The 25,614-nt window shown below is 34.1% G+C and carries 20 protein-coding genes; 9 read left to right on the top strand and 11 right to left on the bottom strand.

Annotation, left to right across the window (positions count from 1 at the left end; all coding sequences use genetic code 11):
- Positions 1-203: 203 nt before the first annotated feature.
- From HNS40_RS07845 to HNS40_RS07825, 5 genes are all read right to left on the bottom strand, one after another.
- The gene (locus tag HNS40_RS07845) at positions 204-812 is read right to left on the bottom strand and encodes a hypothetical protein (protein ID WP_172279418.1); all 609 of its coding nucleotides are present in this window, start codon (positions 810-812) and stop codon (positions 204-206) included.
- 678 nt (positions 813-1,490) lie between these two features.
- Positions 1,491-2,054 (bottom strand): L-threonylcarbamoyladenylate synthase, encoded by a 564-nt coding sequence (locus HNS40_RS07840; RefSeq protein ID WP_172279416.1) that lies wholly within the window; start codon positions 2,052-2,054, stop codon positions 1,491-1,493.
- The gene (locus tag HNS40_RS07835; RefSeq protein WP_216663740.1) at positions 2,044-3,039 is read right to left on the bottom strand and encodes a glycosyltransferase family 9 protein; all 996 of its coding nucleotides are present in this window, start codon (positions 3,037-3,039) and stop codon (positions 2,044-2,046) included. Before HNS40_RS07835 ends, HNS40_RS07840 begins: the two co-directional genes overlap by 11 nt.
- 88 nt (positions 3,040-3,127) lie before the next feature.
- Positions 3,128-3,946, bottom strand: coding sequence for a 2,3,4,5-tetrahydropyridine-2,6-dicarboxylate N-succinyltransferase (locus HNS40_RS07830; RefSeq protein WP_172279412.1), 819 nt, complete (start codon positions 3,944-3,946; stop codon positions 3,128-3,130).
- 129 nt (positions 3,947-4,075) lie between these two features.
- Complete coding sequence (locus HNS40_RS07825; RefSeq protein ID WP_172279410.1) at positions 4,076-5,638, bottom strand: T9SS type A sorting domain-containing protein; 1,563 nt, start codon at positions 5,636-5,638, stop codon at positions 4,076-4,078.
- A 162-nt stretch (positions 5,639-5,800) separates the two neighbouring features.
- Between HNS40_RS07825 and ruvX the strand changes: the two genes are divergently transcribed.
- Positions 5,801-6,217: a Holliday junction resolvase RuvX gene (gene ruvX / locus HNS40_RS07820; RefSeq protein ID WP_172279408.1), complete on the top strand. Its 417-nt coding sequence runs from the start codon at positions 5,801-5,803 to the stop codon at positions 6,215-6,217.
- 2 nt (positions 6,218-6,219) lie between these two features.
- Positions 6,220-6,792: a peptide deformylase gene (gene def, locus HNS40_RS07815; RefSeq protein ID WP_172279406.1), complete on the top strand. Its 573-nt coding sequence runs from the start codon at positions 6,220-6,222 to the stop codon at positions 6,790-6,792.
- A 72-nt stretch (positions 6,793-6,864) separates the two neighbouring features.
- Here the strand turns inward: def and HNS40_RS07810 are convergent, their stop codons facing one another.
- The gene (locus tag HNS40_RS07810; protein WP_172279404.1) at positions 6,865-7,746 is read right to left on the bottom strand and encodes an alpha/beta hydrolase; all 882 of its coding nucleotides are present in this window, start codon (positions 7,744-7,746) and stop codon (positions 6,865-6,867) included.
- Positions 7,747-7,953: 207 nt separating this feature from the next.
- On the opposite strand from HNS40_RS07810, the gene xseA reads away from it, so the two are divergent.
- The 6 genes from xseA (at position 7,954) to argF (ending at position 13,430) form a co-directional block, all read left to right on the top strand.
- Positions 7,954-9,387 (top strand): exodeoxyribonuclease VII large subunit, encoded by a 1,434-nt coding sequence (xseA, locus tag HNS40_RS07805; RefSeq protein WP_172279402.1) that lies wholly within the window; start codon positions 7,954-7,956, stop codon positions 9,385-9,387.
- Positions 9,388-9,389: 2 nt separating this feature from the next.
- The gene (gene xseB / locus HNS40_RS07800; RefSeq protein WP_172279400.1) at positions 9,390-9,590 is read left to right on the top strand and encodes an exodeoxyribonuclease VII small subunit; all 201 of its coding nucleotides are present in this window, start codon (positions 9,390-9,392) and stop codon (positions 9,588-9,590) included.
- Between the two features lie 305 nt (positions 9,591-9,895).
- Complete coding sequence (gene yidD, locus HNS40_RS07795) at positions 9,896-10,147, top strand: membrane protein insertion efficiency factor YidD (RefSeq protein ID WP_172279422.1); 252 nt, start codon at positions 9,896-9,898, stop codon at positions 10,145-10,147.
- Positions 10,144-11,208, top strand: coding sequence for a class I SAM-dependent methyltransferase (locus tag HNS40_RS07790; protein ID WP_172279398.1), 1,065 nt, complete (start codon positions 10,144-10,146; stop codon positions 11,206-11,208). The genes yidD and HNS40_RS07790 overlap by 4 nt, the downstream gene beginning before the upstream one ends.
- Before the next feature lie 145 nt (positions 11,209-11,353).
- Positions 11,354-12,223, top strand: coding sequence for a succinate--CoA ligase subunit alpha (gene sucD / locus HNS40_RS07785; RefSeq protein WP_172279396.1), 870 nt, complete (start codon positions 11,354-11,356; stop codon positions 12,221-12,223).
- A gap of 205 nt (positions 12,224-12,428) precedes the next feature.
- Entirely contained in the window at positions 12,429-13,430 is a 1,002-nt protein-coding gene (argF, locus tag HNS40_RS07780) for an ornithine carbamoyltransferase (RefSeq protein WP_172279394.1), read from the top strand.
- Positions 13,431-13,594: 164 nt separating this feature from the next.
- Here argF and HNS40_RS07775 read toward each other — a convergent pair whose 3' ends face one another.
- Complete coding sequence (locus tag HNS40_RS07775; RefSeq protein ID WP_172279392.1) at positions 13,595-14,095, bottom strand: hypothetical protein; 501 nt, start codon at positions 14,093-14,095, stop codon at positions 13,595-13,597.
- 80 nt (positions 14,096-14,175) lie between these two features.
- Complete coding sequence (locus HNS40_RS23685) at positions 14,176-16,137, bottom strand: glycosyltransferase (protein ID WP_172279390.1); 1,962 nt, start codon at positions 16,135-16,137, stop codon at positions 14,176-14,178.
- A 229-nt stretch (positions 16,138-16,366) separates the two neighbouring features.
- On the opposite strand from HNS40_RS23685, the gene purL reads away from it, so the two are divergent.
- The gene (gene purL / locus HNS40_RS07765; protein WP_371742927.1) at positions 16,367-20,047 is read left to right on the top strand and encodes a phosphoribosylformylglycinamidine synthase; all 3,681 of its coding nucleotides are present in this window, start codon (positions 16,367-16,369) and stop codon (positions 20,045-20,047) included.
- 73 nt (positions 20,048-20,120) lie between these two features.
- Here the strand turns inward: purL and HNS40_RS07760 are convergent, their stop codons facing one another.
- The 3 genes from HNS40_RS07760 to HNS40_RS07750 all read right to left on the bottom strand — a co-directional run bounded on the left by HNS40_RS07760 (position 20,121) and on the right by HNS40_RS07750 (position 25,614).
- A complete protein-coding gene (locus HNS40_RS07760; protein ID WP_172279386.1) occupies positions 20,121-23,153 on the bottom strand; it encodes a YidC/Oxa1 family membrane protein insertase in 3,033 nt (1,010 codons plus the stop codon).
- Positions 23,154-23,182: 29 nt separating this feature from the next.
- Positions 23,183-24,430 (bottom strand): CDP-glycerol glycerophosphotransferase family protein, encoded by a 1,248-nt coding sequence (locus HNS40_RS07755; protein ID WP_172279384.1) that lies wholly within the window; start codon positions 24,428-24,430, stop codon positions 23,183-23,185.
- Between the two features lie 68 nt (positions 24,431-24,498).
- Positions 24,499-25,614 carry a phosphonoacetaldehyde reductase gene (locus HNS40_RS07750; protein WP_172279383.1) on the bottom strand — a complete coding sequence of 372 codons (1,116 nt, stop codon included), beginning with the start codon at positions 25,612-25,614 and terminating at the stop codon, positions 24,499-24,501.

Here is a 25,614-nt window from a genome sequence, read left to right as displayed (position 1 = left end):
TTGTTTTTCTTCTTTTTATCGGGATACTCTTCTCGGTATTTCTTTAGCCAATATTGAAAAGTGGAAATACAATATTCGTTTTCTTTACAAAACTGCCCTTGAGATAAACTGCCCTCCCGCCAACTTTCAATAACAGGAAACATATTTGACTTGCTATACTTTTGATTCTTTTTCATGCACCAAAATTAGTGGCTCATGAATCGTTAGGCAAGATGGGCTTGGTAGTGGTGATACCTTTTAAGGATATTACCATTGCTATCATTCTCATAGGTAGTCAGGACATCATATTCCCAAATTTCATCATTCTTATCCCAATCATACGAAGCTTCGTAAGATAAATAGTTATGCTCATCATATTTGAAAATACTTTTGTTATTGTTTATTAAAGCGCCATCATATTCAGTAAAACTCAAAGATTCTGATATTAAATTCTCTGAATTATAAGTCCATATTACTTTATAATGTAGATACCAATCTTCATCTTGCTTTTTAAAATTCTCATATAATATCCAGTTTCCCTCATTATCATAATAGGTATGCGTTACTGTCAGAGTGTCGGTGGTTTCGGCTTCTATTTTGACTAGAAAACTTGATAATATTGTTGAGTCTTCATTATAATTAGAACTTTGTACTTCGTATAAGATCCAATTCTCGCTTTCTGAGTATCTGCGGAGCTTTTGCAAATGATATGTCGAATAATTTTTAGAATGCTTTAACTTCTCCATTTGACCAAATGACCAATGATCTGTATCCCAATATTCCTCTGAAGACGTCTTATAACCATTATCATTATAATTAAGGTAATACCTCATCCTATCAATGTCATCATCACTAAAACGATATGTATTAATGAAAGTGTATTCTGTAGTATCATATTCTATGGGGTATTCATATTCAGTGGAATAGGAAAATTCATATTCTTGTGTATCAAAATTAAATTTTTACGTTTCTTCGAATAAAGGAAAGTTATATGGATTTCTGCTTTTTATTCGGCTCATGGTTTGGTCTCCACCATAATGATTCTTGTATTCAAAAATTGAATCTAGGAGCCAATCATTATTAGCCTTAAGGTATTGGTAAGGATTTGTGTTTTGTGATTTCGAAATAATTGGAAAAAGAATAACTATAAGCGATAGAGAGATGAATATTTTTTTTCATAATGATATGTTTTAGCGTATATCAAAGGTATAGAAAAATATTTATCCAATTACTTTAAGCATATAAAAAAAAGGATAACTGAAAAAATACTATTGTAAGCTACTCGTAATTTTACGAATTTGGCAATATTATCTTATGATTTCAATAATGATTTCAATAATGATATCAATTATTGAATGTTTGAAAGGGAAAACTTTTCATATCACAGCTGCTTACTTAGAATAATGATAGGTGTGTTTGCTATTACCTTAAGAGAAGCAATAGAGCTGTTATATGATAAGAGTAAAGTAATAGCTTATTAGAAGACTTACTAAATCAAGCTTAAATAAGTCTTAGGACCTAAGAACCTTATAACTACCAGTACTATCCATTTTAATAACAGTACTCGGGTTGGCAGGTGATAAATTACCTTGTTCAAACTCTACAACATAGTTGACTTTAGATTTAATAAAATCTGTAATATCTCTAAAAACTGCAGCAGTAGGGTCACCAGAAATATTTGCAGAGGTGGAAACCAATGGTTTTCCCAGTTCTTTAATCAATTGTTTGCAAAAATCATGTTTCACTACTCTAATAGCTATCGTACCGTCATCAGCAATAAGGCCTTTTGCTAATCCTTTTGCTCCTTCAAAAACAATGGTTAAAGGCTTATGATAATCTCTGATTAAATCAGAGGCTTGTTCAGGATAATTAGCCACATAATCTTTAATTCTACTTACATCATCAAGAAGAACGATCATACTTTTCTTTTCTGATCTGTTTTTAAGACTGTAAATTTTAGAAACAGCTTTATTATTAGTAGCATCACAACCTATTCCCCAAACAGTATCTGTTGGATAAAGAATAGTTCCACCCTTTTTCAATACTTCGATGGCTTTTTTAATATCAGTTTGCATCTTGAATTCGATTTAATAGTTGTTCCGTATCAATATTTAATCCACATTTAAAATGTCCTTCAGGACAAGATTGATGACCATGAATACCACAAGGGCGACACTTTAATGTTTCTTTGGTTTCGATAATTACAGCATCCTCAGAAAGAGGACCAAAACCAAAGCTAGCAACAGTGCTGCAATATAAAGTTGTAGTCTTGGCATTTACAGAGGAGGCTATATGTTGAGCTGCGGAATCATTTACAAAATTCATCAAAGCATCTTTCATTAATGTTGCAGACTCCACAAAAGATAATTTTCCAGCAAAATTCATGGCATTTACATAGCCACTTTCTTTAATTAATTGATTACAAAGACTGCTGTCATCTGGTCCTCCAAGAAAATAAACATGAAGATGGTGAGGGAGTGCTTTCAAAAGCTCCACCCATTTTTCATAAGGATATTGCTTAGTGAACCAAAGGCTTGCAGGCGTAATTGTAATATAAGGTTTGGTTTTATGAATAGACATTTTAGCATTATCCTTTTTAGTAGGGTAAAGCTTTGGAAGTGCAGGCTCCTCATCAGTAAGGTGATTAATTAACTGATGATTTCTATTGATCTCATGCCAATCTTCTTTGTATTCATGAGGAAAGGATTTGGAGAAGAAAAGGGAGAGCGGATTTTTTTTAAAACCATAGGTTTTTTTTGCTCCAGAAAACAAAGTAACCATTCCACTACTAAAAAAACGCTGTAAATTGAAAACGGCATCATATTTCTCATTCTGAATCTGAAAGATAATAGTCAACAAGTTTTTATATTTGTCTTTTTTCTTATCCCAAATAAACAATTCATTAATATTCATATTGCCATAAAAAACACCTTCATTACCTTTTTTAATTAAATAATCAATTTGGCAAGAAGAGTCTGTAGCTCTCAGTTTCTCAGCAATAGAAGTGGATAATATCACATCTCCAATGCTGGCAGTTTGTATGACAAGGTATTTTTTCATCTCCATATTAAAGATACAAAATTACAATATTCGCTCAACGATTTTCATTGAGAAATTAAAGAATGAATATAAATAAGTATTTGAATTCCTAAACAGCTACACCATAGTCGCGTAGCGCATTGTTTAAGCTGGTTTTTAAGTCTGTAGATGGTTTTCTTTTACCAATAATCATGGCACAAGGCACTTGAAATTCTCCTGCAGGGAACTTTTTAGTATAACTTCCGGGTATAACAACCGATCTTTCAGGTATTACTCCTGTATATTCTTTTGGTTGGTCTCCAGTAACATCTATAATTTTAGTAGACTTAGTAATCACCACATTTGCACCAAGAACTGCTTCTTTTTCAATTTTCACACCTTCTACAACAATACAACGAGAACCAATGAAGCAATCATCCTCAATAATTACTGGTGCGGCTTGGATAGGCTCTAATACACCACCAATTCCAACACCACCACTCAAGTGAACATTTTTTCCAATTTGAGCACAGCTTCCAACTGTAGCCCAAGTATCCACCATGGTTCCGCTACCCACATAAGCGCCAATATTCACATAACTTGGCATCATAATAACACCTGGAGCTACAAAGGAACCATAACGAGCAATAGCATGAGGAACCACTCTTACATTAAGCTCTTTATAATTGGTTTTTAAAGCTATTTTATCATGAAATTCAAATGGACCCACTTCTATGGTTTCCATTTTCTGAATAGGAAAATAGAGGATGACTCCCTTTTTAACCCACTCGTTAACTTTCCATTCTCCATTTACGGGTTCTGCTGTTCGAAGTTCTCCTTTATCAAGAAGCTCTATTAAATCTCTGATGGCTTTTTGAGTAGCCTCCTCCGATAATAATTCCTTATTATCCCAAGCTTTCTCTATAGTGTTTCTTAGTTCTGTGTACATGATCAAAATTTAGGCTGCAAAATTAGGATATTTCCTAATTCTACAGCCCATAATTCAAAAAAGAAGATGTTATTAAAATGTGATTTTACAAAATATCTCCACGTGCTTAAGATGGCGATAGTGATAACATCAGTTATTGAGGATAAAGTGACCTGAGGAGATAAACGCTTTATCAGACTCAATGTGGTATAAATAAACTCCGTTTCCGAAGCGATTTAAGTCTATTTTAAATTGTTGTTGGTTTATTGTTTCCTGGTGTATGATTTGCCCGAATGGATTGATAATGTATAGCTTGGCATCAATCATCTCTTCAAAATCAATATTGATTATTCCTTGGCTTGGGTTTGGATACACTGAAACCAAATTATCTGGTATGTTTTCAATACCTCCAATAAAATCAACACAACCATCTCTTTGATCTATGTCAATCAAATCGATTTCAATAGCAATATTTGTACTTATTCCTCCGCCTTCAATGATATATTCGGTGCTCAATTGTTGTAATTCGAAATCTTCTGAATAACCTTCGTAAGAGCCTTCAGTACAATCAATCCCATTTCCTTCATCGTCCATTTGAATAAGCCCAATAGTTTCGTACGGGGGGGGGGGTGCGCTTTTCACACCCATTAAGGGGCCATTGCCAATAGCTAAAAGTTTGTTTTGCTCTTTGAATTGTATATCAATAATCGGAAAAAACACGTTTCCATTAATAATAGCTTCGGCGTTTAAATCTGTTTTTATAAAACCGCCTATTCCATTTGTGTGAATAAAGAGTAATTCATTTTGATTGTTAATGTGGAGCTTTCTTTTAATCCCATAACCAATATCATAATATCCAGAACCGATTATTTCTTTTGCAGATACCACATTACCTAAAGAGTCCGTCTTCATTAAGATACTATTCATGTCATTATTCATCAATGTATAGTATTCATCATTATAAATGAGAACATCTTCAATTTCATAGTGATAACCTAAAGTAGGATTTTTATAACCATAGCACCAATTGATTTCTCCTGTATTAGAGAGCTCTGCTAATAAAGCTGTGGTTTTAGTTTCGTTTTCATTTTTATAATGTCCAGTGATGATAAAATTACCGTTTTCATTTTGAATAGCAGATAAACCTTTACTTAAAGCTGTACCAAAACGAATGATTCTTGACCATTCTAGACTACCATTTTTAGTGATTTTCACCACAGATAATTGTTTATAGGCGCTACTAGAAAAGTCATGTTCTCCTGTTAAGATAAATCCACTATCCGCAGTTTCGCTAACATTTACCAATCCACCTAAATTATTGGTTTTTGTCCAAAGTAATACCCCATTTCTATCCATTTTCGCAAAGAAAGCATCTTGATTGCTATTGTTTTGATTTAAAATACTCCCAAGTATAAACTGACAAGAATCAAGAGTACTAATTATATTGATAAGCCTAGGTTCATGGTTATTATCTACCTGTGCAATCGTTTTTGTCCAAATAGGGTCTCCAAAATCATCTATTTTCATAACAAAGGACTTATGGATGCCAAAGTATTCACCAATAATAAAGGTTTTATTATCAAATGACTGGCTAGATGAATACGCTTGTGTACTAATATCCCCAGCAGCCCATAATACTTTGGAATAGGGGCTGATTTGAGCCGTGCTGGAAATAGCAATAAGTGATAAAATGAAAGTGTATAATTTATTCATGTTACGAGCATTTAATAAGCAGAAATACAGAATTAACCAGCTGTATAGACTGATAGACTTTAAAAAGGTCAAAATAGTTGCGTGATTTATCAAATTATTATCAAATCTTATGTTTTTAACTATAGTGTTGAGTTACATATTTATTAAATTTGCAACCTGAAAATGAGTAGAATATTAGCTATAGACTTTGGTCAAAAGAAATCGGGAATAGCGGTTACCGATGAACTTCAAATGATTGCCAGTCCACTGACCACAGTGGCTTCCTCTAAACTTATTGACTTTTTACTGGATTATACTCAAAAGAACGAGGTCAGTATAATGGTGGTAGGTGAACCAAAGACTATGGATAATAAAGCTAGTGACTCCACTAAATATATTGCACCTTTTGTAGGGCGTTTGAAAAAGGCTTTTCCAAATATTCAAATCGATAGAATGGATGAGCGATTTACAAGTAGAATGGCATTTCAAGCTATGATAGATGGTGGTTTAGGAAAAAAGGCCCGGCGAAACAAAGAATTAGTGGATACCATTAGTGCTTCTCTTATTTTGCAATCGTATATGGAATTTAAAAAGATTTAATCATGATATTACCTATAGTAGCCTACGGGCATCCTGTTTTAAAGAAAATGTCTGTTGACATTGATAAAGATTATCCTGAGCTTGAACAGCTTCTTGAAAATATGTTTGAAACCATGTATGCCACTAATGGTGTAGGTCTAGCTGCGCCACAAATTGGTAAAAACCTACGTTTATTTGTATTGGATGCTACACCTTTTAAAGAGGAGTATCCTGAAGCTATTGAAGGAAAAAAGGTCATGATTAATGTCCATATTGTTGAGCAAGAAGGCGAGGAGTGGAGCTTTGAAGAAGGTTGTTTGTCAGTTCCAGATATTCATGAAGCAGTGATGCGTCAACCTAGAATAAAAATCCAGTATTTGGATGAAAATTGGGAAAAGCATGAAGAATGGATTGATGGAATTATGGCTAGAATTATGCAACATGAATATGACCATATTGATGGGAAAATATTTACTGAGCATTTGAGCTCTATGCGTAAGGTATTATTAAAAAGAAAACTAAATGATATCAGTACTGGGAATATTGATGTGAAATACAGAATGGTTTTTCCGAAAGCGAAAAAAGGAAGACGATAGAATATAGCAAAATATTAAAAAGGTGGAAATATTAAATATCTCCACCTTTTTTTTATCCTTAAAATAGGAATTTTATTGATTGTGACTTTCTAACCAGTTATATATAGTCTTTGCTAAACTAATTCTTTTATCAGAAAAGGAATGGTCACATGCATCTAATACTATCATGTTTTCCTGAGTCATATTCTGATGAAAACTTATAAAAGTAGACTGCTCTCTGTCAGTGCTAAATATTTTGAGAATAGATTTAGGGTTGTTTTTTAATGAGTTGTCTAGGTTCATCCTTGCATTTGACATCGCATCATTTACAAAGCTCTCCCCAGAAACCAAATTTATACAAGGTCTTTGTTCTAAATTAGTAATGTATTTTATTCTTTGCTTGTCGATTTTATGATTCAAAACATAATAGCCACTCCAAGGGTCTAATGCAATCACTCCTTTAATGCCTTTTATTTCTTCAAGAGCTATAAGAGCTATATCACCACCCATGCTATGACCCAAAAGGTAAATCTCCTCTGTATTTATTCTCCATTTCTTTGAGTTTTGAATTAAATACTCATACACATCCTTTGTATCTTGCAAACTTTGAGAATAGCTAAAATAACCATTATTACCCCATGTTCCTGAATAGGAAAAGAATACGCTGTTATAGCCATTTCTTCTTAATGCTTGACCAATATCCTCATTTTTTTCAAACCCAGGGTTACCATGTAGAAATATAACTGTAGGTTTTGTGCTTTTGCCAGTAGTTAGTAAGATTCTGGCTGCTAGTTTATTATCTGACGGTATTATTATTGGAATACTTAAAGGAGCAGCATCTCTATTGAACTCGTTTGGGTCGCTAAACTGAAATGTTTCAGTTGGGGTTTCTTGATTTTGAGTATCCTCTTTATCTCTACAAGAAGTGATAATGAGGAGGCTAGATAATAATAAAACCCATAATCTAATTTTCATAAGTCTTGATGTTTAATGCCTTAATATGTGCGATTGCAAAAGCTCATTGCAATTTCAAATATAGAAAATTTAATTACTTATACACTAAAATATTCAAAAAATTGAATTCCACACTAAGCAGAAGGTTTTGCCTAAAATATTCTTCCCAAAAAACTCTAATATTTATATTCTATAGAAGCTTTTACTATTTTTGTAGAAAATATCTCCATGCCAGAGCAACAGAATTATAGCCTTTCCGATTTAATGAGTGAATTACAAATGGTGATTCGTTCCTCTTTCGACCATTCTTATTGGGTGGTTGCTGAATTGGCGAATGTTTCTGGTTCTGCTCGTGGACATATGTATTTGGAGTTGGTGGAGAAATCGAATCATCAGATTATCGCCAAGGCAAGAGCTAATCTTTGGAGTTCTCGTAGGCAACAAATCATGCGTGCTTTTGAGGATGTGACTAAAGAAACTGTAAAAACTGGAATGAAGGTGCTCCTTCAATTAAGTGTTGATTTCCATCCCGTTTATGGCCTAAGTTTTCAGGTTTTAGATATTGATCCATCCTATTCTTTGGGTGAGTTAGAGCGCCAGAAACAAGAAACCATCAAGCGATTACAAGATGAGGATTTATTTGATTTTAATAAGCAATATGTTTTACCATCAGTATTGCAGAACATTGCTATTATTTCATCGGAATCTGCTGCCGGTTATCAGGATTTTATGAATCAATTGGAGCAGAATGTAAATGGCTATCAGTTTAATGTAAAGTTATATCCGGCTGTTATGCAGGGTGATAAAGCTCCTGAATCCATTGTTTTAGCTTTGGAAAAATTAGAAGCTACTGGTATAGAATATGATGCTTTGGTAATCATTAGAGGAGGAGGCTCCAATTTAGATTTGGCTTGTTTTGATGACTATAGTTTAAATGCACGTTTGGCTCAATCTTACTTTCCAATACTAAGTGGAATAGGCCATGAGCGTGACCAATCGGTAACGGATATGATTGCTCATACTCGTTTGAAAACACCAACAGCAGTAGCAGAATATATCATCCAGCATAATTTTGACTTTGAAAACCAAGTAAAGGGTTTGTTTTCTTTTGTGATGGAATTCACTCAAGACCATATTGCAGAGCGGAAGTATCAGCTAGAAAAAGGCTCCTCAAGAATGGCAAAGGCAAGTTTTGAGTTACTTCAATCTGAGAAATCAGAAATACGAGAACTTAGCTTTTCTGCCAATCAATCTACCATGGAATTAATTCATCAATACAAAAGTCAAATTCAGCAATTTAAGAATGATGTTTTATATTTATCTAAGTCTTCTATTAAGGATCAGGACGCTATTGTTGGGCATCAAAAGAGAACTGTTGAATTGGTAGCTAAGGATTTTATTCATAGAGAAAGTACAGGTTTATATCCATCAAAACAATTAATACATTATGTTTTATTAAATATTGATAAAGAGCATAATAAGTTAGATTATATAAAGCAACTGATTAAGGTATCGAAGCCTGAGAATCTTTTAAAAAGAGGATTCAGTATTACCCGTCAGAATGGAAAAGCGATAACGAATTCAGCCTTTTTAGAGGAGGGTATAGAAATAGAAACCCAATTAGCAGACGGAAGCATCAAAAGTAAAATTATCAAATCATAATTATGGCAAAGAAACTAACATACGAGTCCGCTTTAAGCGAATTACAACATATAGTATCCGAGATAGAAGGAGAAGGAATTGGTATTGATGAGTTGTCAAAAAAGGTAAAACGAGCTGCTGAGTTACTGAAGTTTTGCCAAACTAAATTACGTCAGACTGAGAATGATGTGAATGAGATTCTAGGGCAATTTGAGGAAGATTAATACCATTTAGTTAACAACTAACAGTTAACAGTGAATAATGAGGATTAATGTGTAATTACTGAATACAAATGCGTTAGTTTGCCTTATCCTATCGATAAATACTCTGATTTAATAAGGTTTTGAAAACTAGATTCCTAATGTGGTTGGGTTGAGCTGGATAATATGCTAATCAATCATTCGATCATTCATTCAGGCATTCCCTCATTGAATCATTCATTTAATATTAAAACAACTGCGAATAATTTTTTACATTTGCGAAAAGATAAGCATTGAAGGTAGATTGGAGTAAAATAGCGGTAGAAGGAATGAGTTTACCCATTCATTTTTATAGATATGTCATTTCTCCACTTTTGCCAGCAAGTTGTAGGCATATTCCCACTTGTTCTGAATATAGTCTTCAAGCATTAAAAAAACATGGAATTATAGAAGGGTCAGTGCTGGCAGCCAATAGAATATCCAGATGTCATCCATGGGGAACTAGAGGTTACGACCCTGTTCCTGTGATTATTATTAAAGTAACATACAAATCAAAACAAGTAGAAAATAGACTACAATGAGAAACTTTGGTTCAGATAAATTATCAGCATTAGATGCTAAATTCGAAGCTCAAAAAATAGCTTTTGGTCCTATCGCCTTTCAAGCAGTTCGCGTGATGCGAGATTTAGGTATATTAAAAAAAGTAGAGGAGTCTCGTAAAAAAGGCATCCTCGTTGAAGATATTTCAGAAGAATTAAAACTATCAAAATATAGTGTTCAAGTATTACTCGATGCTGGTATTAGCTGCGGTGTGGTGATGCAAAAAGATGATAAATTCATCCTGACTAAAACAGGGTATTTTATTCTTAACGATCCGCTTACCGAAGCCAATATGGACTTTGTTCAGGATGTTAACTATCAAGGATTCTATAACTTAGAGGATTCTGTAATAAATGGAAAACCAGAAGGGTTAAAAGTATTTGGAAAATGGAAAACCATTTATGAAGGACTTTCTTCTTTACCTGAAAAAGTTCAGGATTCATGGTTTAAATTTGATCATTATTATTCCGATTTGGTTTTTCCATTAGTCATGCCACTAATATTTGCTGATAAACCAAAGCACTTATTAGATATTGGAGGAAATACTGGTAAATTTAGTATCAAAGCCGCTCAGTATAATCCAGATGTAAAAATTACCATCCTTGATCTACCAGGCCAACTTAATGTCGCTTATCAAAATATTGAAAGTGTTGATTTATCGGATAGAATAGATGGTTTCCCCATTGACTTATTAAACCCCAAAAACGCTTATCCTAATAATGCAGATGCCATTTGGATGAGCCAGTTTTTAGATTGCTTCTCTGAGGAGGAAATCACTCATCTTTTATCTAGAGCTTTCGATGCTTTAGTTCCAGGTGGAATCCTTTATATCAATGAAACCTATTGGGATCGTCAGAAATATGTGGCTAGTAGCTATAGTTTAAATATGACAAGTTTATACTTCACTGCTTTGGCTAACGGAAATAGCAGAATGTATCACAGTGATGATATGATTCGTTTGGTAAAAAAGGTAGGCTTCGAAATAGCTGAAGATATTGATGGTTTAGGAGTGAGTCATACCCTTTTGAAATGTAAAAAGTAGTATTGGAATACCCGAATAGGGCAAAAGGTATTTTATTCTATATAAATAAATAATATTGAGGATTAGAAATCTAGGAAAATTCCTTTTGATATGGGAAAATCTTTTAACTTTGAATCCTCTAAAAAACAAAAAACCTAATAACAAAATGAGCATACTCGTTAATAAAGATTCTAAAATCATCGTTCAGGGATTTACAGGAACGGAAGGTACTTTTCATGCAACCCAAATGATAGAGTACGGAACTAATGTAGTCGGTGGAGTCACACCTGGTAAAGGTGGACAAACTCATCTCAACAAACCTGTTTTTAATACGGTTGCAGAAGCTGTAGAAAAAGCGGGAGCAAATGTATCTTTAATCTTTGTACCGCCAGCATTTGCTGCTGATGCTGTAATGGAAGCTGCCAGCGCTGGTATCGAAGTCATCGTTTGTATTACAGAAGGAATTCCAACTTCTGATATGGTGAAGGTTAAAGAATACCTAACAGATAAGAATAGCCGTTTAATTGGCCCTAACTGTCCTGGAATTATTACTCCTGGTGAAGCTAAAGTTGGTATCATGCCAGCCTTTATTCATCAACCAGGTAAAGTGGGTGTAGTTAGTCGTTCTGGTACATTGACTTATGAAGCTGTTGATCAGTTAACAAAAGCAGGTTTGGGACAAACTACTGCAATTGGTATTGGTGGAGACCCTATAATCGGAACAACTACAAAAGATGCCATGGAACTATTCATGAACGATCCTGAAACAAAAGGAATTGTGATGATTGGTGAAATTGGTGGTGGAATGGAAGCCGAAGCTGCTCGTTATGTGAAAGAATTTGGTAATAAGCCTGTTGTTGGTTTTATTGCTGGTGCTACCGCTCCTAAAGGTAGAACCATGGGGCATGCCGGTGCAATCATTGGTGGAGTAGAGGATACTGCAGAAGCCAAAAAAGCGATCATGGTGGATTGTGGTATTCATGTGGTTGATAGTCCAGCCGATATTGGCACAAAAATGAAAGAATTATTGGGGTAAAATAGACTTTGAATTTATATATCATCAATTATATAATAAGTGAAACTCTGTTTTTTAATTAAAACGGAGTTTTTTTTTGAGAAAGCCAAAATACTTCTCAATATATCCTCCGAAAATAATACTTTTGCCCCTAGAAATTTGAAGACCAATTTAAGGCGTTTAAATGGTCATCAAATGATTTATAAACTTTTTTAAATATAAAATTATGGCTTACAACTTAAGAAACCGTAACTTTTTGAAATTATCAGATTTCAGCCCAAAAGAAATCAAATTTCTCCTTGATTTATCAATGGATTTGAAAAAGGCTAAATATGCCGGAACAGAGACACAGACACTAAAAGGCAAAAATATAGCTTTAATTTTTGAGAAAGCTTCTACCAGAACTCGTTGTGCTTTTGAAGTAGCAGTTCATGACCAAGGTGGAACAGTAACCTATTTAGGCCCTTCCGGTTCGCAAATTGGTAAAAAAGAATCTATGAAAGATACTGCTCGCGTTTTAGGACGTATGTATGATGGTATTGAATATCGTGGATTTGGACAAGATATAGTTGAAGAATTAGGTGCTCATGCTGGTGTTCCTGTTTGGAATGGATTAACTACTGAGTTTCACCCTACACAAATTCTTGCTGACTTCCTCACCATGATGGAACATAGTGATAAGCCACTTCACGAAGTTACTTTCGCTTATGTTGGTGATGCCCAAAATAATATGGGTAATTCATTAATGATTGGTGCTGCTAAAATGGGAATGAAATTCCGTTCTGTTGCTCCAAAAAGCGTTCAACCAACTGATGTACTAGTTGCTCAAGCTAAAGAAATAGCTGCTGAAACTGGTGCTGAAATCATCGTTACTGATAACGTTGAAGAAGGTGTTAAAGGATGTGATTTTATTTATACTGATGTATGGGTAAGTATGGGTGAGCCAGACGAGGTTTGGAAAACACGTATTGAGTTATTAAAGCCTTACCAAGTGAATAAAGCCATGATGGATGCTACTGGAAACCCAAAGTGTAAATTCATGCATTGTCTTCCAGCTTTCCACAACCGTCAGACAACTGTTGGAGAAGAGATTTTCCAAAAATTCGGTATCGATGGTATGGAGGTAAACGAAGAAGTATTCGAAAGTGAAAACTCTATTGTTTTTGACGAAGCAGAAAATAGATTACACACCATTAAAGCTGTTATGGTAGCCACTTTAGGTGCTTAAGAAATCTGAATAATAGAATATAAGAAAAGCCCTCTCTTGATTGAGTGGGTTTTTTTTGTGCATTTTAAGATAGAACACTGATGACAATTGTTTAGCGGATTGGCATGGACTGGGTAGAACAAGGCTTCCCTTCTTCTGAGTAGATCTGCGAAATAGCTTCTTTTTTAATAAAATGCTCTTTTTGATAAAGGTAATTCTATGATTAATTCGTCTTTTTCTAAGATATTTTGAATTTCAAGAAAAAGTTTTCTCAATTCTCTTGCTTCTTTGATCTCAGATTCTGTGTTTTCTTTCCAATTTATCTTATGGTCAATTCCGTTAATTGTAAATTTGAAACAATAAGAAAAAGTAGGTGATATTTTCACTGTCGATGTTGGTGCATAGTTCAATGGGTATTTATAAATATCAATATTCTTTAATAACTTATAAATCTTTTGTTTCTCTCCTATTGGTAATTGATATGAGATAGTAGTGTCACGTTTCCAATCAATTGTCTTTGTCAGTTTACCTCTATAGGTATCAAAAATGTAGGAATTATCAGCGATATTTGCAATGAAATTAAAATCATCAGGCATAGAGTCTGAATAATCAGAGCTTCTTTGTTCGCAACCGAACATAACTATAAGGCCAATTGCTAGTAATCCAAATAATTTCTTTTTGCGCATCCCTCTTTTAAATAAGAGTGTATTTTTTTGATTAAAAGCTTAAATATTCTAGGAACTTAAGCCATATATTGTACTTCTTACTAATTCCCCAAAAAAGAAAATCCCTTCCAGATAATCTCTAAATCAGTGGTGATTTTATAATCTCTAGAATAGAGAAGGTTAAGTCGGGAAAGTGTATCATCACTTAAATCTTCCTTAGTAAAGGCGTTTCCTGGGTTTAATACTCCTTTTTTAAGATTAGGTAATTTCACTTCTTGGTCTATAGAACCTAGATAATAAGCCACCCAAGTTTTTCTTGAGAAAAGCACCCAGAAAATGTTTTTAATGAAACCGAGCTTATCTTTCACCATCCAAATGATAATAGGTAAGGTGAGAAGGAAGAGTATGCTCAGTACGATATCCATCAGTCTTTTATTTCTTTTATTCTGTGGCTTAGAAACACTATCTACCTCAATCATAAATAGATCACTATGTGCATTTATACTATTACTACCAATGATAGCCATGCTTTCTTGAGGAGCTATTTTATAATCTACTCCTTGATCTTGGAGCTGAATCATTTGGTCGATAATATGTTGAGCCGATAAATCTTTGGCGCAAAAGATAACTTCACCAATACTATAAACCCTAATGATATCTTGTAACTGCGCTGCTAAACCAATAACGTTTTCTTGTTTTCTATCCTGCTCGTCCAGCCCAACTAAACCTATAAAGCTTGTCTGTTTCATATTGCTGATTAGACCAGCTACTCTATTGGATTCCTCTATGGAACCAAGCACAGCAATTCTATTTTTTCTGGCCTCCTCATTATTAAATGCGGAAACTCCAGCCAATTGCAATGCAAAGCGATAACCGGAAAGAGAAATAAAACCCCAGAAGGTCCCAGCTATGATAATAGCTCTACTATATCGGTAATTATCTGGAATTAAAGCATACATAACTAAGATGGTTATGATACCAAAGAATAAGCCTTTTACGAGTTTTGGCACTTGATAAGGCTTGTCATATCCTCCAGTTAATAAGACTCCTCCGAGTAGTATGGATATGTATATGGGGACGATATAATGTAAATAAAGAGGAGGGTAGTAGCTGCCTGTTGGAATTAGCCAAGTTTGTTCCCAATATTGCTTGATCATATAGAATCCAAAATATAAAATTCCAGCATCTAATACAGGAAAGAAGATTCTGTTGAGAATTCTTTTTGCAATAGAAGCACCAGCTCTCATGTAAATCGCAAAATTAATCAGTAAAGTAAATAAACTGGCATAGCGAAGACTAAAATGTTTCTTGGCAAAAATAATCATGGCTTGATAGAAAGTGAAAACATAGCTCACACTAGCTTTTTTTGTGCTTTCTCCTTTATAATGAATGATTCTAGTTTCTGGGAAATAATAATTTTTATATCCACCCAAAGTAATTCTATAAGAAAGATCGATATCTTCTCCATACATAAAGAAAGTCTCATCTAATAAGCCAACTTCATCTAAGGTTTTCTTACGCATGAGCATAAAAGCACCAGAAAGCACTTCTATTTCATTGGTTTCTTCCTTATCTAGATATCCCAAATGATATTTTCCAAATGTTTTTGATTTTGGGAAAATAGCAGCTAAACCAAATATCTTATAAAAAGCAACAGCAGGAGTAGGGAGACCTCTTTTAGATTCTGGAAGGAAGTTGCCATTTCCATCTACCATTTTTACTCCAAGGCCACCAGCATCAGAATGTGCATCCATAAAATCCACAACCTTCTTAAAAGTCAATTCTTCAACTATGGTGTCGGGGTTTAATAATAAAACATATTCACCCTTGCTTTTTTTAATGGCCTGATTATTAGCAACTGAGAATCCAGGATTGTCTTTATTGGCGATCAACAAAACCTCAGGAAATTTCTCTCGAACCATTTCAACCGATTGATCCACCGAGTTATTGTCTACCACCCATACTTCTGCATCTACATGTTGAGTTGCTTGATGCACAGAATTCAAACACTGTTCTAAAAAGTGCTTGACATTATAATTGACAATAATAACAGATAACTTCATTTGATTTTATTGGAGCCCAAAATTAACATATTCTGTGAAATGAGAACGAAAAAAAGAGCTGCTATCTCATATATTTTCAATGATTTTTTAAGAAAAATCCTACTTATCCACATCCTCAAAATAAACGTTGAAAACATTCCCTGTATTCTTTGAAAAATTAATAATACTAGATTGACTATTATATTATCTTTGCCGCGTAAAAAATGTTCATCTTAAAGCAACGAAAATGATTCTATTTTTCTATAAATCAGACGAAAAAAAAATAGTGGCTGTTGGAGCCCAAGAAGCTTTCTCTGAGGAGGATATGCAAAAACTTAGCTGGCTTTTTGGCGAAGCACAATTTCTAGATCACAAAGGTGTTTCTGGTTATTTTGTTGGACCCAGAAAAGAAATGATTACCCCTTGGAGTACCAATGCTGTGGAAATTACACAAAACATGGGTTTGCAAGGTATTGAGAGAATAGAGGAGTTCTTTGTAGCTGAACAAGAAAAAGATAGTAACTTCGATCCTATGCTTCAAGTCCTGTATCATGAGTTGGATCAAGATATATTTAATATTGTAAAGAAGCCTGAACCTGTTGAATTCATTATGGATGTAGCAGCCTATAATGAGTCAGAAGGTTTAGCTTTAAGCAAGGAAGAAGTCAGTTATTTAGATGAGATTGCTATCAAATTAGGAAGAAAGCTAACCGATAGTGAAGTTTATGGATTTGCTCAAGTAAATTCTGAACATTGTCGTCACAAAATATTTAATGGTACTTTCATCATCAATGGTGTTGAAATGCAAGACAGCCTTTTTGCATTGATCAAGAAGACTTCTAAGATGAACTCTGAGCGTTTGGTTTCTGCATATAAAGATAATGTTGCCTTTGTATTAGGGCCAAAAGCTGAACAGTTTGCTCCTGCGAACCACGATGTTGCTGATTATTTCCAGATTAAAGAAATGGACGCTATTATTTCTTTAAAAGCGGAAACACATAACTTCCCAACTACTGTTGAACCATTTAATGGTGCTGCAACAGGAACAGGAGGAGAGATTAGAGATAGAATGGCGGGTGGAAAAGGTAGTATTCCTATTGCCGGAACCGCGGTTTATATGACCAGTTACTCTCGCTCTGAGGAGGGTAGAAATTGGGAGCAAGCTACCGAAGCTCGTCCTTGGTTGTATCAAACTCCAGAAGAAATCCTGATTAAAGCTTCCAACGGAGCCAGTGATTTTGGTAATAAGTTTGGTCAGCCACTAATTTGTGGATCTGTATTAACCTTTGAACATTTTGAGCAAGAAAAGAAATATGGTTTCGATAAGGTCATTATGATGGCTGGTGGTATTGGTTATGGAAAACTATCCGATGCTCAAAAAGATATTCCTCAAGAAGGAGATGCCATTGTTATTCTAGGTGGAGATAATTATAGAATTGGAATGGGTGGAGGCGCTGTTTCTTCAGTAGCTACTGGTGAATTCAAAAATAGCATTGAATTAAATGCGGTTCAACGTGCCAATCCAGAAATGCAGAAAAGAGCTTTCAACGCTATTAGAGCTATGGTGGAAGCCGATGTAAATCCAGTTGTTTCTATTCATGATCATGGTGCTGGTGGACATTTAAACTGTTTATCAGAACTTGTAGAAGATAGTGGAGGAATCATTGAAGTAGGCAAACTGCCTGTAGGAGATCCAACCTTATCTGCAAAAGAGATTATTGGTAACGAGTCACAAGAAAGAATGGGGATGGTGATGCATCCTAAAGATATAGAAAAGTTGAGCAAAATTGCTGAACGAGAAAGAAGTCCCATGTATGTGGTTGGAAAAGCAACTAATGACAAGAGATTTGTTTTTGATACTGAAGGTAGAAAGCCTATCAATATGGATTTGGATGATTTCTTCGGAAAACCTCCAAAGACAGTTTTGGAAGATGTAGTTGAGGATTCTAAATTTGAAGCATTAAGCTATGAAGCTTCTAAATTGCAATCTTATGTTGAAGATGTATTACAGTTAGAGGCTGTGGCTTGTAAAGATTGGTTGACAAATAAAGTAGACCGTTCTGTTACTGGAAAAATTGCCAAACAGCAATGCGCTGGTGAATTACAACTTCCTTTAAATAATGTGGGTGTGGTCACCATCGATTATCAAGGAGGAAAAGGAATTGCAACTTCTATAGGACATGCACCTGTTGCAGCTATGGTTGATGCCGAAAGAGGTTCTCAATTGAGTATTGCTGAGGCTTTAACCAATTTAATATGGGCTCCTGTAGAGGAAGGTTTAAAAGGAGTTTCTTTAAGTGCCAACTGGATGTGGCCAGCTAAAAATCCTGGAGAAAATGCTCGTTTATTCTCTGCTGTAAAAGCGGTGAGTGATTTTGCCATTGAATTAGGAGTGAATATTCCAACAGGAAAAGATTCGCTGTCTATGACTCAGAAATATAATGATGGGGTGGTTTATAGTCCTGGAACTGTTATTATCTCTTCGGTGGGTGAAGTGAAAGATGTAAAAAAAGTGGTTGAGCCAGTCCTTAAATTAGACTCATCTAAAAGCTTGTTCTATATCGACTTATCTTCCTATTCAAGAAAACTCGGTGGTTCTTCTTTTGCGCAAATTATTAATAGGGTTGGGGACAATGCTCCAGGCGTGAAAGATGCGGCTTACTTTAAGAAAGCATTTAATGTGATTCAAGATTTAATCATGGAGGATGCTATTGTGGCTGGACACGATATTTCTTCCGGTGGATTAATCACTGCTTTATTGGAAATGAATTTCTCTAACACTAATGGAGGTTTAAATATAGATCTTTCTAAATGCAATGAAACAGATATCATCAAATTATTATTTGCTGAAAACCCTTCTATCTTGGTTCAAGCCAATAATAATGAAAGATTTAAAGCTAGATTAGATACTGCTTCTATTAAATATGTAGAAATTGGTCAGCCTATTGAAGCTCGTCAACTAAATATTAAGCATAATAATGAAGAGTATAGTTTTGATATTGATGCTATGCGCGACTTATGGTTCAAGACTTCTTACTTATTAGATCGTCAGCAAAGTGGCAAGGAATTAGCCAAAGAGCGTTTCGAGAATTATAAGTTGAACAAGCTGTCTTATCAGTTCAATGAAACTTTCCAAGGTAGTTTTGAGCAATTCGGATTACAAAGAAGTAGAAAAGAAGCTTCGAAAGCCAAAGCCGCTATTATCCGAGAAAAAGGAGTGAATGGTGATAGAGAAATGGCCTGGTCATTGCATCAAGCTGGTTTCGATGTGAAAGATATTCACATGACCGACTTGATTGCAGGAAGAGAAAATTTAGAGGATGTCCAGATGATAGTATTCGTTGGAGGTTTTTCTAATTCCGATGTGTTGGGTTCTGCAAAAGGATGGGCGGGAGCCTTTAAGTATAACGAGAAAGCCAAGTTAGCATTAGCAAATTTCTATGCACGTAAGGATACTTTGAGTTTGGGTATTTGTAATGGCTGTCAGTTGATGGTTGAGCTAGACTTAGTTTATCCAGAACACGAAGCTCAGCCAAAAATGTTGCATAATGAATCTCGTAAATTTGAATCCGCTTTCTTAAATGTAGATATCCAAGAAAACAATTCAGTGATGCTGAAGTCTCTAGCTGGAACTAAGATGGGAATCTGGGTTGCACATGGGGAAGGTAAATTCCAAATGCCAAAAGCAGAAGGAGAATATATCATTCCGGTTAAATATAGCGGAGTGAATTATCCAGCGAATCCTAACGGTTCTGATTTCAATTCCGCAGCTATTTGTAGCAAAGATGGCCGTCATTTAGCTATGATGCCTCACTTGGAAAGAGCTATTTATCCTTGGCAGTGGGCGCATTATCCAGCAGATAGAACAGATGAAGTTACTCCTTGGTTGGAAGCTTTTGTAAATGCTCGTAAATGGGTGGAAGCTCATTAGAAAGAATATAAATTCTATAAGAAACTGTTCCTTATAAAACGAAAGCCAGATTCAATTGAGTCTGGCTTTTATATTATTTGGTATTAATTTTTTCCCAGTTATTTGCATCGAAAATATTATTCTTAACTTGATAACCATGTTGTATGTTATATTGAGTTTCGGTATCTATTTTCTTATTCCACCAAGATACATAACCAGTAAGTGTTCTATGCTTTGGAGGAGCTCCAATAGTTGGGTTTTCTTCTTCAAACATAATTGAATTAACATCAGCATTACTCATCATTCTCCAGTCTTCTTTTACTTGTCCTTGGCTATTATAGTCCTTAACAAATAGTAGGGCATTCAGCTGAAATAACATATCATAAAGCAATTGGCCTTTATCTTCGTAATTTTTGAATGGATTATCAATATCTAAACCTGGTTTATACTTTTCCCAGGTGGTTCCATGATCTGAGGCAATCACTATTTTTGTGTTATCATAAACCTCATTGTCTTTCATCCATTTGATCCAAAGCGCAAATTTTTCGAGAGACCATTGAGCACTTTTAGTAGGAGAAACATCCGAAATTAATACTCCATCATCATCAATATAATTCCAAGGAAAATGTGGGACACTAGAATATATCATAATAAAATTTGGGTTTTCATCCTCTGCTGTTGAAATATAAGGGAGCAAGCGAAGAAAATTATATTTCTTTGCTATCCAAGTGTTTTTTCGTCTTTCATTCAGTGATTCTGTTTCTGAACTCCCTAATTTCATTTGGTTGTAAATTTTTGGTTTAAGGAATAATGGGGCAGAATAAAACAATGCATTTTGGGTAAGGATTTTAAAGCCATTATCAGTTGCTTTAGCAATATTTAGTTCGTTTTTATGTAAATTCCAATGGTCACTCCAAATAGGGAGTTTATGATTGTGGCTAATATCATCCATATTGGTATATGGGAATTTAGTCATAGTAATTTGAAAATCTTTATCATGGGCTTTATGAATAAGATTTTTCATTGCATTGGTAGTTTTAACTCTGTTTGAAGTTAAAGAATCCTGATTTAGTATGTTTGGATAAAATTCAAATCCCCCTAACATTCCTGGTACAGACGTGTTTGTAACTCTAGAGATTGATAGAGTGTTTGGATACCAAACAAAGCCCGAAAAAACATCTTTGTATTCTGGATTGTCTTTTAGGATTTTGTTCATACTCCAACCTTGGAACATATCAGGAAGGATAAAAACGATATTCTTTTCAGTTTTTGAGAAGCGGATGAGATCCTGGTTTGGATCAAATGTTTCTACCATTTCTTGTTTGGAGTTTGTTCTATAAAAACTGTCAGATTGAATTGAAGAGTTTAAGCTTTGACTAATGATTATTATATTAAGGGCTATTAATCCAAATTTCAATAACCTAGATTTTTTTGATAAAAGGATTTTTCTGGAATAATAGACAAGAATAAGAAGAATAAATGCCTCTAAAATATAATAATATGAGGCTGTAGCAAGATTGGCTTCCTTCTCAAATTTATTTATTTGTAAACTTCCTAAATCAATAGGTATTATAGAGGTATTTATGAATGTCGTAATTACAGCAATAAGGACTAATATCAGAATGGACTGCTTAAATCTACTTGGTATCAAGAAATAAATGCTTAAAGCTATAGCTGATGATATTATAAAAATGAGAATATTGTTTTTAATAATATCAATACCAGTGTATTCAAATGCTTCTGGGAATGAAGCTAAACTTAAGATTGGATTCCAGAAAAAAATTAAACCTAGAACATAAAAAATTGAAAGAGAATAGATTTGGAAACTAGTTTGAGTTTTGGCATTCCTACTTTTTGGAACTATTGAATAATAATAAAACATGGTAATAAAAGAAAACAAAAAACCAGGCAAAATTAAATCAGACCAAGAGGAAGGGGTTATTATTAGGTTTAGTTTTGCGATAGAAAAGGAGAATTCTTCACCATTTAATACCGAACTAGAGACTAAAAGCTGATATACCAACAAGCTAATTAGGATAATTTGTGTAGGGATAAAAAGATATTTATTTGTATTTCTTTTTGCTCTTAAAGTATATACATATCCTACGAATTGAGATAGTATTAATACAATAAGAGTGATGATATATAATTCTTTGTTCTCGCCAGAGAAATATAAATTTGCCGCAATGAAGAAATATATGGAAAGAAATAATAATGAATTAAAGTAAAAAGGAGAAACTTTGAAATTGACAATAGCTTCCCTGTTATTTCTAAAAATAATTATAAATAGGAATGCAATAAAAGTTAGAACGAAACTAAAAAAAAATGCAAAACCTAACCTTAGGTAAATATCATCGAAATTATGTTGAAAGGCCCAGATAAACTGTGAAACGAAGGCTATTGTTACTAAGGCAGTAAAAATGATCCTTAGGGAGAAAAGGTTCTCTTTATAATCGGTTTTTATTCGATTTATGGGATAGGTCTTTTTACTTTGAAACACTTCAGGGTTAGTAATGAATAATCGGAAAAAGCTAAAAACATTATTCATAGTCCAATACAGAACTAATCCAGAGGGGAGGTTGAAAAGTAAAACTAAAAATGCAATGGCAAGAACCAACATTTGCTTACGTTCTCCGGAGTCCCCATTTTTAGTGTAAAAGTAAACTGTGATTAGGTTTACTAATGTCATAATGATGGGTAAGATATTAATACTTCCCAAAAAACCATCTGGCTGACTAAGGTTAGGTATAAACCAAAAACTAACTCCATTAAGAGGTTCGAAATTTTCAAGAAATTGATAGGCTGCAATAAAAAAAGGAATCTGTAATAATAGACTTAATATTGGAATTAATGCCTTAAAAGAACTGTAATTATGCTGTCTGTTGATGGTTTTGATATAATAAAATCGTTCTTGTCCTTTATACACTCTTTTGATTTCATCAATAAGAGGTTGCATTTTTTTCTTTACTATATCATCCTTTTTTTTGGATTTTTCAATGTAGATAAAAACCGGCAATAATAGAAGAGATATAGAAAAGCTTAATATGATAATTGATATACCGTAATTTCCGGTTATACTATAACTGAACAATAGAATTTGCTCAATAATATATATAAAAGGTGACATGATTTGCTCAAAAATATTCATTCTTTATTTTATTGCTGGTTCATATTTATTTTCTCTACAATCTCCAAAATCTGATTGGCAGCTGTTTCACCAGCATGGCCAAAATGGTAAACAGATTGGTCTCTTAATTCTTCTAATTGGGTAAGAGGAGGATGGTCAAGTAAATTCCTTACTATGCCACTTATGTTTTTAATGTCGTTTTCATCAAACACTTGACCGGCTTTACTCCTTTCTCTCATTTCCCACATTTCATAATCTAACTCACTCCCTTCAAAACCTTCGATGGATTCAAAGTCGGTTTTTAAAAGCAATACTGGTTTAGAATAAAGAAATATAAAATCCCAAAAGACTCCTGATAAATCGCTGATCATCATATCAGCTTTAAGCATACTTTCTGTTCCGAGGGACTCTCTATCTATGCTAACATGTCTTTCGTTTTTCAATCGCTCCTCTATTTGAGCAATAAGTTTAGGATGGCTCACATAGGTTTGTGGGTGAGGACGTAAAATAATATCGTAGGAATCATCTTTTAATAGGTTCTCAAAGAAATCAAGGCCAAACCTATTGATAATAGAGTATTCTTTCCAGGTTGGTGCAATTAAAACAACGGGTCTTGATTTGTTTGGTTTTGGTAGGCTTTTGATATCTTCTAACATCTTGTCATAGACTGTGAAACCAGTTTCTAGTAGTTGTTTTTTATGGGTGCCTCTTTTTTCTTCTAGCTTTCTTATTCCTTCCATTTGATGAGGACCTGAGCAAAATACAGAATCAAAATAGTCAAATGCAAATTTTCTATAGGTAAATACATCAATTGGAGCATGAACGATGTGTGCGTAATGCTTAACATGCTTAGAGCGGCGTATCATCATCACGTCTAGTTGAGGTGTTGTCATCCCAACAAATTTAGCTTTCAGTTTGTTTAAATAAACCGAAGTCATGGTCAGGTTACCAATATATTTGGTATGCAAAAGAGGGGAATTGTATTTTAATCCAGGGTCGTTTTCATCAGAGCTAATATAGGCGCATTCAATGTCTCTGTTTACAAGGGCTTTAATGATAGGAGAAAAAACATGCCAATATTGTTTTCCCTCGGAATAAAAGATGATGTCAATATGTTCAAAATCATTTGTGTTCACAAAGCCTTTTCCAAGAAATAGATTTTTAACTTTATAGAAAAAGCCACGTAAAGCAAAGCCTAAAGTAGCAGCAATTGCAATAATAATATACAGTAAAGCACTAGTTGAAGCTGGATCAATATATAGTAGAATCCCTATCATTTTTGTTATTTTTTTCTATTTAATTATCGGTTTCTTCTAAGTTGAAACTAATTTTATACTAAACATCTTTAATCTTGCTCTAATAGATTAATAAAATTTTGTAGTTCTTTTGATTCTATATTTCGAGGATTGTTTTTCAACCTTTGAATATTCACATTCTCTATTATCAATTCTGGATTAAAACTCTCTATTAATATAGAGATTTTGTTTTCTAGACCAATTGATTTGAAAAAACTGTTTAAATCATTTTTTATTGTGGTTTCGTTTGAACCCAATATGCTTAAAATCTTTTTTAATCGGTTTAATACTTCCTCTTTCCCTCTTTTATCATTGCAATTGGACTGAGATACATAGCAATTGAATTCGAAAAAATAAGCTAAGCTTAAACTAACGGCATGTCCATGAGGGATTCCATAATAACTAGTGAAGGCATAAGATATGGCATGTGGGGCTGTGGTCTTACTGATATTGATGGCCTTCCCAGCCAAAAAGGATGCTTCTAGCATCAGTTCTTTTGCTTTGGCATTATTGTTTACAGCTTTGGGAAGGTTTTTCCATGCAAGTTCAATAGCTTTTAAGGCATATTCTTGGGATTCAGAATTTGAATTGATGCTCCAAATTGACTCAACTGCTTGACAAAAAGCATCTGCGCCAGTACAAGCCGTTAAATATTTATTTGCAGTTAATGAGAAGGAAGAAGACAAATAAGCATAATTGGGGAGCATGGTTTTGCTGGCTACTGAATACTTTTTCTTGTTTACATATAAAACAGAGAATGCTGTAGCTTCTGCCCCTGTTCCAGAAGTGGTAGGAATAGCTAATAGGGGAGTCTTTTGATTATTAATCTTACTATTATTTAAGATAATATCTTCAATACTATGACTTTGGTGGGTAAAAACACTAATTAGTTTTGCCATATCCAAAACACTTCCGCCTCCAATGGCAATGATACAATCGTAAGGCTTTTGCTGAAAATTTTCAATACCTTTTTTTAAATCTTCTATCTGTGGATTATTATCAAAGCCAGAGAAACTATCTGTGATTTGAAATGTATCTTCAATAAATTTCTTAGCTCCAGATTCTGTATAAGATTTGCCTCCTTTTACCAGAAAGATATTCTTGTATTTTTTGACTTTAATAAGTTCCGTTAATTCCGCTCTATTTTCTTTAAATACTATCTGCAT

The organism is Lentimicrobium sp. S6 (assembly GCF_013166635.1).
Classification (GTDB): domain Bacteria; phylum Bacteroidota; class Bacteroidia; order Bacteroidales; family UBA12170; genus UBA12170.
Note: the sequence above shows the minus strand (reverse complement) of the source record. Positions and strands in the feature narration are given on the sequence as shown.